The 15,133-nt window shown below is 64.4% G+C and carries 10 protein-coding genes; 4 read left to right on the top strand and 6 right to left on the bottom strand.

From position 1 onward, the window contains the following. The first annotated feature begins 80 nt into the window (after nucleotides 1–80). Complete coding sequence (locus HU729_RS02955) at nucleotides 81–1,169, top strand: polyamine ABC transporter substrate-binding protein (RefSeq protein ID WP_186664490.1); 1,089 nt, start codon at nucleotides 81–83, stop codon at nucleotides 1,167–1,169. Nucleotides 1,170–1,183: 14 nt separating this feature from the next. Next, complete coding sequence (locus HU729_RS02960; RefSeq protein WP_186708291.1) at nucleotides 1,184–2,479, top strand: FAD-binding oxidoreductase; 1,296 nt, start codon at nucleotides 1,184–1,186, stop codon at nucleotides 2,477–2,479. On the opposite strand, the gene HU729_RS02965 is transcribed toward HU729_RS02960, so the two are convergent. Then, nucleotides 2,480–2,785: a DNA-binding transcriptional regulator gene (locus HU729_RS02965; RefSeq protein ID WP_186664486.1), complete on the bottom strand. Its 306-nt coding sequence runs from the start codon at nucleotides 2,783–2,785 to the stop codon at nucleotides 2,480–2,482. Further along, nucleotides 2,766–3,149, bottom strand: a complete 384-nt coding sequence (locus HU729_RS02970) for a type II toxin-antitoxin system RelE/ParE family toxin (RefSeq protein WP_186708294.1) — start codon at nucleotides 3,147–3,149, stop codon at nucleotides 2,766–2,768. Before HU729_RS02970 ends, HU729_RS02965 begins: the two co-directional genes overlap by 20 nt. Nucleotides 3,150–3,347: 198 nt before the next feature. On the opposite strand from HU729_RS02970, the gene HU729_RS02975 reads away from it, so the two are divergent. Next, complete coding sequence (locus HU729_RS02975) at nucleotides 3,348–4,025, top strand: DUF3313 domain-containing protein (RefSeq protein WP_186708295.1); 678 nt, start codon at nucleotides 3,348–3,350, stop codon at nucleotides 4,023–4,025. 90 nt (nucleotides 4,026–4,115) lie between these two features. On the opposite strand, the gene HU729_RS02980 is transcribed toward HU729_RS02975, so the two are convergent. The 3 genes from HU729_RS02980 to HU729_RS02990 form a co-directional block, all read right to left on the bottom strand. Beyond that, nucleotides 4,116–4,997, bottom strand: coding sequence for an alpha/beta hydrolase (locus HU729_RS02980; protein ID WP_186664480.1), 882 nt, complete (start codon nucleotides 4,995–4,997; stop codon nucleotides 4,116–4,118). A 128-nt stretch (nucleotides 4,998–5,125) separates the two neighbouring features. After that, the gene (locus HU729_RS02985; protein ID WP_186708296.1) at nucleotides 5,126–6,433 is read right to left on the bottom strand and encodes a serine/threonine transporter; all 1,308 of its coding nucleotides are present in this window, start codon (nucleotides 6,431–6,433) and stop codon (nucleotides 5,126–5,128) included. A 221-nt stretch (nucleotides 6,434–6,654) separates the two neighbouring features. Further along, entirely contained in the window at nucleotides 6,655–8,031 is a 1,377-nt protein-coding gene (locus tag HU729_RS02990) for an L-serine ammonia-lyase (protein ID WP_186664476.1), read from the bottom strand. Nucleotides 8,032–8,177: 146 nt separating this feature from the next. Between HU729_RS02990 and HU729_RS02995 the strand changes: the two genes are divergently transcribed. Then, entirely contained in the window at nucleotides 8,178–9,113 is a 936-nt protein-coding gene (locus tag HU729_RS02995) for a LysR substrate-binding domain-containing protein (RefSeq protein ID WP_186664474.1), read from the top strand. A gap of 46 nt (nucleotides 9,114–9,159) precedes the next feature. On the opposite strand, the gene mnxG is transcribed toward HU729_RS02995, so the two are convergent. Next, nucleotides 9,160–15,000 (bottom strand): manganese-oxidizing multicopper oxidase MnxG, encoded by a 5,841-nt coding sequence (gene mnxG, locus HU729_RS03000; protein ID WP_186708298.1) that lies wholly within the window; start codon nucleotides 14,998–15,000, stop codon nucleotides 9,160–9,162. Between the last annotated feature and the right edge of the window lie 133 nt (nucleotides 15,001–15,133).

Here is a 15,133-nt window from a genome sequence, read left to right on the forward strand (position 1 = left end):
GAGCGGCTGCTCCCGCAGGCAACGCGCTGCCCTGCTTCTGCTTCATCGAACCCGAAGAACAAGACCAACGAGGTGCCGACATGCGTCACTTGCAAACCCTGATTCCCGCAGCCTTCGCCCTGCTGTTCGGCGCGGCCGCCCATGCCGAGCCCACGGTCAGCGTGTACAACTGGACCGACTACATTGGCGACACCACCCTGGCCGACTTCCAGGCCAGTACCGGGATCAAGGTGGTGTATGACGTCTTCGACTCCAACGAAACCCTCGAGGGCAAGCTGCTCGCCGGGCGCACCGGCTACGATGTGGTGGTGCCCTCGAACCACTTCCTCGCCCGCCAGGCCAAGGCCGGCGCGTTCCTGCCGCTCGACCGCAGCAAGCTGCCGAACTGGCAGCACCTGGACCCGAAACTGCTCAAGCAACTGGAGCAGAACGACCCGGGCAACCAGTACGCCGTACCGTACCTGTGGGGCACCAATGGCATCGGCTACAACGTCGAGAAGGTCAAGGCCGCGCTGGGCATCGACAAGGTCGACTCCTGGGCCGTGCTGTTCGAGCCAGAAAACCTGAAGAAACTCAAGCAATGCGGCGTGGCCTTCATGGACTCGCCCGACGAGCTGTTCCCGGCCATGCTCAACTACCTGGGCATGAACCCACGCAGCGAAGACCCGAAAGACTACGCCAAGGCCGAAGCACGGCTGATGGAGCTGCGCCCGTACATCACCTACTTCCACTCCTCCAAGTACGTCTCGGACCTGGCCAACGGTGACGTGTGCGTGGCCTTCGGCTACTCCGGCGACGTGTTCCAGGCGGCCAACCGCGCCGTGGAAGCCAAGAACGGCGTGAAAATCGCCTACAGCATTCCCAAGGAAGGCAGCAACCTATGGTTCGACCTGCTGGCCATCCCCAAAGACGCCAGCAATCCTGACCAGGCCCTGGCTTTCATCAACTACCTGCTCGACCCGAAAGTGATCGCCAAGGTCAGCGCCACGGTCGGCTATGCCAACGCCAACCCTGACGCCAAGGCGTTCATGGACAAGTCGCTGGTGGAAAATCCCGAGATCTATCCGCCCCAGGAAGTGCTGGACAAGCTCTACGTCTCCAGCACCCCCAGCCCGCAGATCATGCGGGTCATGACTCGCTCCTGGAGCAAGATCAAGTCCAACCGCTGATTCGAGTGTTTCCGATGCCTCATCAAACCGAACACACCGCCTCCTACTACGCCGCCACGGCCCGCGCCACGGCCCCCTACCCTGAGCTCGAAGGCGAGTTGAGCGCCGACGTGTGCGTGGTCGGCGGCGGCCTGACCGGCGTCAACACCGCGCTGGAGCTGGCCGAGCGGGGCCTGTCGGTGATCCTGCTGGAAGCCCGGCGTATCGGCTGGGGCGCAAGCGGGCGCAATGGCGGGCAACTGATCCGTGGTATCGGCCATGACGTGTCGGGTTTTGCCCGCTACGTCGGCCAGGACGGCGTGCGTTACCTCAAGCAGGCAGGCCTGGACTCGGTCGAACTGGTGGCCAGGCGCATCGAGCAGTACAACATCGAGTGCGACCTGCGCTGGGGCTTCTGTGAGCTGGCCAATACAACGGCGCAGTTCGATGCGTTCAACGACGAACTGCAGGACCTGGCCGAACTGGGCTACCGGCACGAAACCCGGCTGATCGCCCCAGAGCGCATCCGCGAGGTCGTTGCCAGTGACCAGTACGCCGGCGGCCTGGTGGACATGGGCTCCGGCCACCTGCATCCACTGGACCTGGTGCAGGGCGAAGCCCGCGCCGCCAGCAGCCTTGGCGTGCGCATCTTCGAGCAGACCGCTGTGCAACGCATCGAACACGGCCCTACCGTCACCTTGCACTGCGCCCGCGGGAAGGTACGGGCCAAGAGCCTGGTGTTGGGGTGCAATGCGCACCTGGACGAGCTGGAGCCGCGCTTGACCGGCAAGGTGCTGCCCGCCGGCAGCTACGTGGTGGCTACCGAACCGCTGTCAGAAGCCCTGGCGCGCAGCCTGATCCCGCAGAACATGGCCCTGTGCGACCAGAAGGTCGGCCTTGACTACTATCGCCTGACCGCCGACCGCCGCCTGCTGTTTGGTGGCGCCTGCCACTACTCCGGGCGCGATCCGAAGGACATCGCCGCCTACATGCGCCCGAAAGTGCTGAAGGTGTTCCCGCAACTGGCCGATGTGCGCATCGACTTCCAATGGGGCGGCATGATCGGCATCACCGCCAACCGCTTCCCCCAGGTGGGCCGCCTGAGCCAGCATCCGAACGTGTATTACGCCCAGGGTTACTCCGGGCATGGCCTGAACGTGACCCACTGGACCGCCAAGCTGTTGGCCGAGGCCATCGCCGTCGGCCACAGCCAGGGCCTGGATATCTTCAGTACCGTACCGCACCTGACCTTCCCCGGCGGCAAGGCCCTGCGCTCGCCGCTGCTGGCACTGGGGATGTTGTGGTATCGCGTACGGGAGGTGCTGGGCTGATCAGAGAATGGCCTGGAGGCCCTTGTCGGCAATGATATTGAGCAGTTTCAGCGCGGGCCCGGCTGGCCGGGTCTCCCCCTGCTCCCATTTGCGTACGGTAGACGCACTGGTATGCAAATGCAGTGCGAAAACCGGCTGGCTGAAATTGAGCGCCTCGCGCAGGCGCTTGATGTCCAGCGCAGTGAAATCCCTGACGGGCGCAGGACAGATGGCCTCGAATTCGCGCATCGTTACCTTGCCAACCACGCCAGCCTGGTAAAGCACAGACAGGTCGTCACGCAACGACTCAATCAATTTGCTGGTCACAATACACCTCCTCAAGTACGCCGCAACTTATTGCCTTGGCCAAGTTTTGCGACGACATTTCAACCAGTACCCTGCCCATCAACTGCAGCGCTTTTTGCTCAGTTGGGGTGACGTTTGCTTTTTCAGCCTTGGCGAACCCATGAAGAAACACATAACGCTCACCCAAACGGGCAGATAACAATGTTCTGTATCCGCCACTCTTCCCTGAACCAGGCGAGGCAATGCGTTTTTTGAAGAGCAACCCTCCGAGACTTGCATCCACCAATCCGCTTTGCATTTCCCTGACTGCTGTGCATAGCAGCGAGTCCGATAGCTTCTCGCGGGCCTGCCAACGGGAAAAATCCCTGCGTTTGTAAATACTCACTTTTCACCATCAAAACATACCCGTGACGGGCATAGATTTCCAGTGATCCACCTAGAGCGATAGCCAGACGGCTCTTGATTTCCTGTGGGAATTCACATCACCGAACCAAGGACGCCTACCAACCCACCTGCACACTGGCCAATCGCCAAGCACCTGCTAGCGTTGATCTGGCCTCCCCCTCAATGGACGCTACCGATCATGAAACCGCTGCCTCGCGCCACCCTGCTGTGCGCTGCCTTGCTTGCCCTGGCCGCCTGCTCCAGCAACCGCGTCGATCCGAGCCAGTATTCCGGGTTTCTCAAGGACTACAGCCGGCTCAAGCCGGCAGAAAGTGTTTCCGGGGCGCCGGTGATGCGCTGGATCGACCCGGGGCTCAAGGCCAGCCAGTATCGACAGGTCTACATCGAGCCCAGCCAGTTCTATCCCAAGCCACAACCCACCGCGGTGATCTCGGCGCAGACCCTGCAGGCGATCACCCGCTACTTCGACGACGCCATGCGCCGGGAACTGGGCAGCGTGCTGACGGTGGTCAGCGCTCCAGGCCCGGGAACGATCGTGGTACGCCCCGCAATCACCGCAGTGTCGACCAAGACCGAGGGCCTGAAGCCCTATGAAGTGGTGCCCATCGCCCTGGTGGCGGCAGCGGTGAACACCGCCGCCGGCGGTCGTGACCAGGAAGTGGACATCGCCGTGGAGGCGGCCTTCCTCGACGGTGCCAACCAGAAAGTGCTGGCCCAGGTGGTGCGCAAGGGCGCCGGCGAGGCGCTGGAGAACGACACCGCGCAGCTCAAGCTGGAGAACGTCAAGCCGTTGCTCGATGGCTGGGCCAGCGACATGCGCCGCAGTGTCGTGGAGCTGCGCAGGAAGGGCCAGTGAACGGCGCCGGGTCAGTCTTTCGCGACCGCGGGAAACAGCACAGCGAGGCTCCTGTAGATGTTGATGTCGTCCAGGACAGGTCAGGTCGTATCAGGCGTGCTGCAGGAACGGCAGGGCGTGCTCGAGCAGGGCTTGCGGGGCTTCTTCGGGAATGTAGTGACCACAGGGCAGCTCGTTGCCGCGCACGTCCTCGGCACAGGCGCGCCACTCCTTGAGCGGGTCGAAGCACTTGCCGATCACGCCGTCACGGCCCCACATCACCAGCAGCGGGGTCTTCACAGCGTTGCCGGCATCGATATCGGCCTGGTCATGTTCCAGGTCGATGCCTGCAGCGGCCCGATAGTCTTCGCACACACCATGCGCCGCGCCCGGTAGCGACAGGCAGCGACGGTACTCGGCGAACGCCTCGTCGGTGAACGGCGCAAGGCCGGCACTGCGCCCGCCCATGACACTGCGCAGGTAACCTTCCGGGTTGGCTTCGATCAAGGTTTCAGGCAGCGGCGCCGGGCGGATGAGGAAGAACCAGTGCCAGTAGGCACGGGCGAAAGCTTCGTTGGTCTGGCGGTACATCGCCAGGGTCGGGGCGATGTCCAGCAGCACCAGGTGGGTGAGGCGCTGGGAGTGGTCGAGCGCCAGGCGATGCGCGACCCGCGCGCCGCGGTCGTGGGCCATCAGGGCGAATTGCTCGAACCCCAGGGCCTGCATGAGCCCGACCATATCGGCCGCCATGCGGCGCTTGGAATACGCCTCATGCCAGTCGTCGGCCTCAGGCTTGGCCGAATCGCCGTAACCGCGCAGGTCGGCGGCGACCACGGTGAAATGCTCGGCCAGCTTCTCGGCCACCTTGTGCCAGATCACATGGGTCTGCGGGTGGCCGTGCAACAGCAGCAATGCCGGCCCCTTGCCGCCGATACGGTAGGCGATCTCGATACCTTCGACGTGCTGGAAGGCTTTCTTGAAACCCTGGAACATGCCAATCACTCCGTTTCGTGTGCACTCAGGCCGCAAGGCGACCCTCCAGGTGCCGAGCATAGCTGCGGCACCAAAGGCATCAAGAACGCAAATGCAGAGCGAAGCAACACGAATCGTGGAGCATGGCCTCAGGCAACGAAGCCGTAGAAGATCGCCGACAAGGTGATCAACCCCACCAGCACGACGAAGACGTTCGACAGCGCGCCCGAGTACTTGCGCAGCGAAGGCACCTTGCGCACTGCATACATCGGCATCAGGAACAGCAGGCAGGCCAGCACCGGGCCACCGAGGCTTTCGATCAGGCCGAGGATGCTCGGGTTGAGGGTCGCCACGATCCAGCAACCCAGCACCATGAACAGCGCCGTGACACGCTCCAGGCGCTTGGCCGACCAGCTTTTACCGCGGCTGCGCAGGCTCTTGACGATCATGCCCTGGAAGCCTTCGCTGGCACCGATGTAGTGGCCCAGGAACGATTTGGTGATCGCCACCTGAGCAATCAGGGGCGCGACAAAAGCGATGACCGGGGTCTGGAAGTGGTTGGCCAGGTACGACAGGATCGAGATGTTCTGCACCTTGGCCGCAGCCAGGTCGGCCGGGCTCAGGGCCAGCACGCAACTGAAGCAGAAGAACATCACCGTCAGCACCATCATCAGGTGGGCGGTGGCCAGGGTGCGGCCGCTCTTGCGGTCGGCGTCGGCGCCGTAGCGGTGCTTCTGGTCGACGGCGAAGGCCGAGATGATCGGCGAGTGGTTGAACGAGAACACCATCACCGGAATCGCCAGCCACAGGGTCAGCAGCAGCCTGGAGGCGCTCAGGCCTTCGCTGGCCTGGGCAAAGAAGGCGCCGTTCCAGTTGGGGATCAGGCTCAGGGCCAGCAGCAGGAGCGAGGCGACGAAGGGATAGACCAGCACGCTCATGACCTTGACGATGATCTGCTGGCCGCAGCGCACCACCACCATCAGGCCGGCGATCAACAGCAGCGACAACAGCGCACGCGGCGGCGCGGTCACGTGCAACTGGTGTTCGAGGAAACTGGTGAGAGTGTTGGTCAAGGCCACGCTGTAGACCAACAGGATGGGGAAGATCGCCAGGAAGTAGAGCAAGGTGATGAGCTTGCCGGCGCCCACACCGAAATGCTCCTCGACCACCTCGGTGATGTCTTCGTTGCCGCCACGGCGCCCGGACAGCACGAAGCGGGTCAGCGCACGGTGCGCATAGAAGGTCATCGGGAAAGCCAGCAGCGCGAGGATCAACAGCGGCCAGAAGCCCCCTACCCCGGCATTGATCGGCAGGAACAGGGTGCCGGCGCCGATGGCGGTGCCGTACAGACCCAGGGCCCAGGTGGTGTCGTGGCGGTTCCAGCTGCGCGTGGCTGTGGTCGAAGCCGGCGCAGCCGAATCCGCACGAACGGTCGTGGAGTTGTGTACATCAGTCATGGGTTTCGCCTTTGTAGTTGTTTTTGTTGCTCGGTGAAGCGGGTGTTGCAGGTGGATTCAGGCGTGTTGAGTCGGGCTCCTTGAGCGCCTGTGCTCGGTCCTCTGCACCGACGCGATACCTGTAGGAGCGGGCTTGCCCGCGAAAAAGACACCGCTGCCTGGCACGGGCTACGCCCGTGTTCGCAGTTGCGCCTTCAGGGCTGGGTTGCGAACAGGGCGACTCAACACTCGACGAAGGCGACGGCCAGGCCGCCGCGCGAAGTTTCCTTGTAGTTGGCGTGCATGTCCGCGCCGGTGTCGCGCATGGTGCGGATCACCCGATCGAGGGAGATGAAATGCTCGCCATCACCCCGCAAGGCCATCTGTACGGCGTTGATCGCCTTCACGGCGGCGATGGCATTACGCTCGATGCACGGCACCTGGACCAGACCGCCGACCGGATCGCAGGTCAGGCCGAGGTTGTGCTCCAGGGCGATTTCAGCGGCGTTTTCCAGCTGCGGCGGGGTGGCGCCGAGCACTTCGGCAAGGCCTGCAGCGGCCATGGAGCAGGCCGAACCGACCTCCCCCTGGCAACCCACTTCGGCGCCGGAGATCGATGCGTTTTTCTTGCACAGGATGCCGACCGCCGCCGCTGCCAGCAGAAAGGCCACCACGTCGTCATCGCAGGCGCCCGGGTTGAACTTCATGTAGTAGTGCAACACCGCCGGGATGATGCCGGCCGCACCATTGGTCGGTGCCGTGACCATGCGCCCGCCCGCGGCGTTCTCTTCGTTGACTGCCAGGGCGAACAGGTTGACCCACTCCATCGCGCTCAGGGTCGAGCCGATCACGTTCGGCTTGCCCAACTCCTGCAGGCTGCGATGCAGACGCGCAGCCCGGCGCTTGACCTTGAGCCCTCCAGGCAAGATGCCTTCATTGCGCAGGCCGTTGTCGACGCACTCGCGCATGGCCGCCCAGATATTCAGCAAGCCGCTGCGGATCTCATCTTCGCTGCGCCAGGCCAGTTCGTTGGCCATCATCAACTGGCCCACGGTCAAGCCATGGGTCTTGCACAACGCCAGCAGCTCGGCGCCTGACGAAAACTCGTAGGGCAACTCGACCTGCGCGACGCGACTGACCGGGGCATCGATTTCAGCTTGCTCGATGATGAAGCCGCCACCCACGGAGTAGTAGGTCTGGGTCAGCAGGCTGCCCTGCCCGTCCAGCGCTTCCAGGCTCATGGCATTGGGGTGATAGTCCAGGTTTTCGTCGAGCAGGCGCATGTCGCGGCTGTACTGGAACGCCACCGGGTGCGAGCCATCGAGCATCAGGCACTGCTCCTGCATCAACTGGTCGATGCGCGGCTCGATGCTGTGCGGGTCGATGCGGTCCGGCCACTGGCCCATCAGGCCCAGCAGGCAGGCGCGATCGGTGGCATGACCGACGCCGGTGGCCGACAGCGAGCCATACAGGCGCACCTCGACCCGCTGCACCTGGGCCAGCAGGCCGCGCTCGCGCAGCAACCGGGCGAAGGTGGCGGCGGCACGCATGGGCCCCACGGTGTGGGAACTGGACGGCCCGATGCCGATCTTGAAGAGGTCGAAAACACTGATAGCCATGCTAATGCCTGACCGCCGCGACGTTACTCGCCGCTGCGCGGCCCTCCGGAAAAATTGATGGGTACTGCGAATTTGCGCGATACTGCCGCGCTCGCCTGGCGATGACCAACGAAAATTCCTAAGCAAGCCTTTAGCAGGACTAAACAATGAAAGGGCAGCTCAACGGCCAGGTGTTCGTCTGGTTGCATGTGTTCTCCTGTGCCGCGCGGCACCTGTCGTTCACCCGCTGTGCCGAAGAGCTGCACATCACCCCCGGGGCGGTCAGCCAGCAGATGCGCCAGCTTGAAGAGCGCCTGGGCTTCGCCCTGTTCCTGCGCCGTGCCCGTGGCGTGGAGCTGACAGCCGAGGGACAGCGCCTGGCGCAGACCGTGGCCGAGGCCTATGGCAGCATCGAAGCTGAACTGCTGCGTCTGGACGCCGGCGAAATTCGCGGTACCTTGCGCCTGCGCTCGATCCCTTCGTTCCTCGCCAAATGGCTGACCCCGCGCCTGCCGCGCTTCCAGCAGCGCTACCCGGACATCGAGCTGCGCCTGGTGGCCGAGGACAGCAAACAGGCCCTGCACGACGGCGATTTCGACCTGGCGATCGACCTCAACGACGGCAGCTATCCTGGAATGCTCTCGACCCCACTGCTGGACGAACAGATCTTCCCGGTCTGCTCCCCGGCCCTGCTGCGCGGTCGCCCGCCCCTGCACGGCCCGGCCGATCTGGTGCACTACCCGCTGCTGCACGACATCACGGCCTGGCGCGGCAGTTCGGAGTACGCGGAGTGGGAGTTCTACCTTGACGGTATCGGTGCGGGTGGCCTGAACGTACGACGCGGCCACACCTTCAACCGCAATCACCTGACCATCGAGGCGGCGATTGCCGGTATCGGCGTTGCGATTGCGCGGCGGACCTTGCTCAACGACGAACTCGAGCGCGGCACGCTGATCGTTCCGTTCGGTGTACCGATCCCCAATCACAAGCGTTATGTACTGCTCTACCCGCCTGGTGGCCTGACCCAACCCGGCGCCCGCGCAGTGCATGACTGGCTGGTGGAAGAAGCACAGACCTTTCGCGCCCTGCATCCGCTGATGTGAAACGGCCCCGCTGCTGGTTGCCTGGCAGCGGGGCCGCACACCCTGGTTACTGTGCTGGTGCAGTGGTCGGTGGCGCTTCGTTGGTCACCCGCAGGATCCCCCATAACCCGGCGGTATTGCCGTAGGCGGCGTAGTCGCGGAACAGGTAGTCCCCCGGCACCGCGTTGGCACCACCCGCGCTGGGCAGCATGAAGCTGAAGTGCGCCGCCGGCAGCACGCTCTCCTGCGCGCCGATGTACATCGCCATCGGGTTGTAGCCGAAGCGCACCGAACCGATGCCCGGCAGGCCCATGGGGTAGCCGTCCAGGTCGTTCTTCTCGGCCTGGTAGGCATGCAGCGGCCACAGGTGCCCGTCGAGCTGGTAGGTGATACCGCGGCTACCACCACTGGGCATCAGCACATGGCTGCGCAGCGGTTGACCGGGCTTGGCCCAAAGCACCGGTGTCTGCGGATCGCCGTTGACCAGGGCGTTGCTGTAGGCCATATGGGCGTTGGGGACATCGGCGAAGCCATGACCATCGGCGTGGCCGAAGGGGGCATCCGGTGCCAGGCCGAAGCGCAACCACAAGGGCTCGGTCTTGTAGTTGATGGCCATGTTGCCATTGTCTTTCGGATCACCCGGCACGCCATTGCCCTCGGTGGCGATCCCCTCCACAGGACGCCCATCGGCCCAGCGCATGTTCAGCGAGCGTTGCCATACCGTCACCAGGTCACGGTAGTCCGCCTGGCCGCTGACCTTGACCGTGGCCTGGGCGCGGCTGGCGCTGTCTTCGGTCCAGGTGGCGGTCTGTGGAAGGACGCTCATGGCGCCAACAAGACCTTTCTGAGGCTGCTTGATGAAGTCCGCCGGGGTCAGGTTGAGCCCGCCGAACTCGATGGCGGTGGTGTTGATGTTGTCCACCGTACGCCCCAGTTGCAGCACCGGCTTGCCCTCGCGCTCCAGATGCCCGGCGTAGTACTGATACACCTTGCTCGGGTACGTCCCACTGTTGCCCGCCCGTGGCGGGACAGTCTGCACGGGGTTGAGGCCGACGTTGGCGCCATCGGACTTGGTGATGTCGTACGCCAGCAACTGCGCATGCAAGCCAACATGGCTGGACGGGCGCATCAGGTTGTTGTTGAAGGCCGTGGAGCCCTCGCTGGCATTGCGATCACGCTTGACCACGTTCTGCATCACCGCCGTACTGGGCAGGTCCGGCATCATCAGCGGCAGGCGGTTCTCCAGGGTGATGCTGATGCAATCCCCCGCATTGGCACGCAGTACCAAGGGTTCTACTGGAATACCTGGCTTGAGTTTGCCGGTCACGGCATCGAGGTCGGCCTTGCGCACATACAGCACCGCCGTCGGGTCATGCAGCGGCGCACTGTGGCCGCCCAGGGTGAAGGTCGTGCCGTCCTCCTCGTCGGTCACGGTTGCCAATGGAATGCTGGTGCGCCGACTGTTGAACACCAAGGTCCCGCCGTTGCTCTTCAACGGCCCGCCGACGTGCTGGTTGACCCCCGCCGGATCGCTGATGCTGACACCCTGGCGGTTCTCCAGAATGTCATTGGCCAGCGCGGCAACCACTTCATAGCTGCGCTTGACCGTCGGCCGGGTGCCGATGCCATTGGCATTGGTCGTGGTTTTCGGGCAGATGCCGTCGAAGTTCACGGTGTTGCGCATGGCCACCGGTTGCGGGTTGTTTGGCAGAGCAATCAAGTCTGGCCGCTGCGCCGTGTAGTTGCGCATTACCCCCCAGATGCCGTTCCAGTAACCCTCCAGCGCCGCATCCAGCGAATACAGGTAGTCGCCGTTGGTGGCGGCGGAGCTTGAGATCATCGACACCGGTGCCATGAAACCCATCTGCTCGGAGATACCCACCATCTGCGAGGCTTTCCACCCCGAGTTGGAGCTGCTGCCGAAACCTGAACCGTTCTGCAGCCACTTCACGCCATGCAGGGTCACGTTGTGCTCCTCTTCATGCCCACCGGCGTGCATGCGCAAGCGCACGTTGTCCCCGGAATAGGTGCGCAGCATCGGGGTGAACGGATCGCCTGGCTCGGTGCCCTTGTTGATGTGCGGCGGGAACAGCGTGGTGCCGCCAGTAGGGCCGATCGCCGAGGTGATTGCCGAGGGCGCCAGGTTCATCGCTGGAATCGCCCGGTCGGTGCGGGTCTGCAGGGCATAGGCCAGGTCGCCACCCAGGCCGTCGGCCTGCATGCCGCGCTTGCCGTCCGGGCCGACCTTGTTGGGGTCGAACACACGCAGGGCCAGCGGTTCGTTGCGGTAGTTGACGACGAACATCCCCGGATCATCCACCGAAATCGCCTGTGGGCACGGCCGGGTCGGACAGCCTGGGCTCAGCCCGCCGCGCGACTCGACCACCGCCTCCAACAGGTTCGACGCCTTCTGCCGCACCGGCGGGTTGATGGCGTAGCGGAAGCTGTCGGCGGTGGCCGGATACGCCTGGCCGTTAGGCACGCCATCGGGGCCGGCCCCCACGTACACACCCGCTTCATAGGCATGCTGGAAGTCGCTGTACTCGAGGAAGAACTCGCGGTAGCTGTCGTTGCGCCCGTCGCCATCGTGGTCGCCGGTCTGGATCACGGCCTGCCACGAAGTCGGCCCGCCATCCTGGCGCAGGGCCGGGTTGTACAACTGCTCGCCGGTTTCGGCGTGGTACCAGGTGGAGCCTGCGGGTTCTGCCAGCACGGTGGCATACAGGCCCAACTGCTGATGGGTCGATGGGCCGAGGTGGTCGTGGGTGAAGATGGTGCCCAGGCCACGGTCGACGTTGTACACGTTGATCAGAGGATCGGCGAACCAGCGTTGCATGGCCGTGCGCGCGCCGAGCCAGTCTGCCCGGCCGAAGCGGCCGAAGTACGGATGCTGGCGTGCTTTCGGGCAGGCCGCCGAGCCATCGCGGGCATCGCCCTCGCTGCAGCCGTTGTAGGCGCGGATGGCATCCACGCGCTCGACCACGCTGCCGGGCGAGAGAATGCCATCTTCGTAGTTCCAGCCATTGGCAGAGCCGTCGGCGGCGGTCAGGTCCCATTTGGGCAAGTGGATGTGCTGGCCGATCACGTCGGTCGGGGTGCGCACCTGGTAGTCGTCCATCTCGTAGAACGAGGGGATCAGGTTGGTGTGCACGTACTGGGTGCAATCGAAGGTGTTCATGCGCATCACCAGCGGCTCCGGTGGGCGCTGCTTGGTGATCACCGGCCAGGCGTCTTCCCACAGGGCCAGGATGCGCGCCTGCGGGAAGTGGTAGCCGACCTTGTTGTACACCGCATCGAACTGGATATTGGCGGCCTTGTAGACGCGCGGACGGTCGGCGGTGAAGGTCGAGGCGCCGCGAAAACTCATGCCGGTGAGGCTTTCGCCGCTGGCGAATTCACCCACCCCGGAGGATTGGGTCAGGCGCTTGCCGCGATCATCCATGCAGGGTTCGTAGAATGGCGCGCCTGCGGTGGGCAAGGCGCCGTTGGTACGGAAGGCCTTGGCCACCGGTGCACTGCCGGGTATCAGGGCGAAGCTTGGGTGCTCGGCCTTGGCGTGGAACTGCATGGCGGCCTGTTCGACCTCGGTGCCCTCCTCGGGCAGGTAGATCGGCTTGGCCTTGTGCACCACCTTGGAGAAATCCAGTTTGGTGGTGGTGGTCACCGCCTCGCCGCCCGCCGATACGCCGTCCAGCGCATGGCGACCGAGGCCGCCGTCCCAGCCATCGACCTGGTTGGGGTCCAGGTTGGCCCACAGTGCCTTGCCGCTGTCCTTGAGCTGGCGAGCCAGGGCCGGGTCGAGCATGTCCAGCGGTGGGGTTGGCGGACGCTGACCGACACTGCTTTCCATGCCACCGACCCAGAACGGATAGCCGGGGTTCTTCAGCGTTCCGTCGGCATTGCGATTGGTTTCGCTGCGATCGACCAGGGCCAGCGACCCCACGGTCCGTGGCGCGCTGGCGCCCTGCCCATGGTCATCGCCACCCTCCTCTTGAGCTTCGTCGTCACCCTGTTCGGCGACGAGGGTCTCGGCCAGTTTCGGCACCACGGTCACCTTGCCCGGCATCGGCGCCATGGCCTTGCCTGGCAGCGGCACGACCGCCGGAATCGGCGTACCGGCGACGATCTCGCCGTCGGGCAGCGCCCGGGCGCCGCTGGCTGGCTTGCCATTGCGCAAGGCGAACGGCGTAGCGTGGAAGCCATTCTCGCTGTCACCGCTCACGGCCAGGCGCGTGCCGGGCTCGAACACATCGTGCACCCGCCACATGGCCCACATGCCCTGGGCAAAGTGCGGATAGAAGTGACAGTGATAGATCGCATCGCCCGCCACGCGGTTGCGGTTGCCCGAACCGCCATTGGCGATTTCATAGGTGTAGCCGACCCCCGGGCCGATGCCCTGGGCGTCGATATAGTCCGAATTGTCGTCGTTGGGGTTGAACAGCCACTGGTGGCCGTGCAGGTGGAAGATATGCTGCTCGTGGCCGTTGTGGGTGTTGCGGAACTTGGTGAAGTCACCGATATAGCTGTGGTGCACGTTGGACGGCTCGGCCGGGTACAGGGCCATGCTCGCCTTCACCCCTGTGGCGCTGGCCGGCGGCACTTCGCCAGGGCGGATGTGCTCGAGGCCGACGTTGGCCGGAACATCCACCAGGGTGCCGATATCGCCGACGGTATGGGCGCTGAGGAAGAACTCCTCATAGGCACACGACAGGCAGTCGTGCATCGGCCCGACGCCCAGACGGTTGGCCACCACCTCGGCGCCCATGCCGCCAGAGCCGTAGTTGATCATGAACGAGTCACGTGCCGGCTCCAGCACATGCCCCATCACCGGGTCCGCCCAGTAACCGGGGAAGGCCTGGGTGCCGGCCACCTCGTCGGCGAACTGCGAAGCGAAGTCACGGAAGGCTTCGAGGCGATTGGGCAATGCCGGGTTGCGCTTGCCGACGCTTTCCAGCGGGTAGGTCGCACGCGGGAAGCTGCCATCGGGGTTGGGGCCCATGACGATGGCATCGGTTTCGCTGCTGAGGATCTCGTTGCCATCGACCATGGCAATGATCGGTTTGCCGGCCTTGCCTTCGGCGATCCACGGTTGGACCTGCGGATAACGTGCCTCGTAGTCGATCACTGGCTGGCCGGTGGCGGTACGGCCTGAGGTGGCCAGGCGCATTTCCTCTTCGGTCAGGGTGTTGCGATAGGTCCGTCCGGCCTTGGGCACCACCACCACCTGGCCAAACAAGCCATTGGCGACATTCCCGGCATTGCCTTCACCGCCAAAGGGCGCGCCACGGCTTGAGGCGGCAAAGGCGCCCTCGCGCTCGGCGTAGAGCGTGTAGCTGCGGGTGCCGCCCGGGGCGATCAGGAAGTTGGCGTTGCGCCCGGTATTGGCGGCGATGTCGGCGATGCTGTTGACCGCCTGCATGCCATTGACCTGGAAGCCGACATGGCGATCGCTGACCTGTTCGTCGGCGACGAAGTGTTCGTCGCCCTCGACTTCAGGTAGCTCGACCTCCTCGCCCTCGGCTTCCTCGGGGTGAATGCCGTGCTTGTTGGGATTGGCCTGGTAAGCGAGCAAGTTGGTGAGGTTGACCGTCAGGCAGTCGCCTGCGGCAACCCGCAGCACGATCGGGCGCGGGCGTTTGTCCGGGCGCAGGGTGACCTTGCCCGGCACCGCAGCGCCGCCCTGGCTCAGCGGAACGTGATGCTCATCGACCACATCGTGGCGCAGGGCGAACATCATGCCATTGGCGTTCTGCGCGCCCAGGCGGTTGAACATCAACGGCTGGTCCAACGCCACCACATTGGCCACCAGGGTGCGCTGGCACTGCACGGCCGCTTCGCCAGTGGCCTGCCAGGCCAGCACGGCCAGGGCGAGTGACGTCAGGATGGAGCCTTTGGGCGGGGTCTTCATGCTGCACCTCCGGGGACACAGGGACTCTGCGAGGTGCCGGAGCAAGGGTCATGCCATGGGAAAAAATCTTGTGCTTTCAGTAGCTTGTATGTCCAAAGGGATCGCAGTGGGGGCGATTCCCCACTGCAATTCC

The organism is Pseudomonas sp. RW10S2 (assembly GCF_014268985.1).
Lineage (GTDB): Bacteria > Pseudomonadota > Gammaproteobacteria > Pseudomonadales > Pseudomonadaceae > Aquipseudomonas > Aquipseudomonas wayambapalatensis.

Coding starts and splice junctions, on each gene's coding strand:
- HU729_RS02985 (WP_186708296.1), bottom strand. CDS start 6,433: ATGACTGATGTACACAACTCCACGACCGTTCGTGCGGATTCGGCTGCG.
- mnxG (WP_186708298.1), bottom strand. CDS start 15,000: ATGAAGACCCCGCCCAAAGGCTCCATCCTGACGTCACTCGCCCTGGCC.
- HU729_RS02955 (WP_186664490.1), top strand. CDS start 81: ATGCGTCACTTGCAAACCCTGATTCCCGCAGCCTTCGCCCTGCTGTTC.
- HU729_RS02960 (WP_186708291.1), top strand. CDS start 1,184: ATGCCTCATCAAACCGAACACACCGCCTCCTACTACGCCGCCACGGCC.
- HU729_RS02980 (WP_186664480.1), bottom strand. CDS start 4,997: ATGTTCCAGGGTTTCAAGAAAGCCTTCCAGCACGTCGAAGGTATCGAG.
- HU729_RS02975 (WP_186708295.1), top strand. CDS start 3,348: ATGAAACCGCTGCCTCGCGCCACCCTGCTGTGCGCTGCCTTGCTTGCC.
- HU729_RS02995 (WP_186664474.1), top strand. CDS start 8,178: ATGAAAGGGCAGCTCAACGGCCAGGTGTTCGTCTGGTTGCATGTGTTC.
- HU729_RS02990 (WP_186664476.1), bottom strand. CDS start 8,031: ATGGCTATCAGTGTTTTCGACCTCTTCAAGATCGGCATCGGGCCGTCC.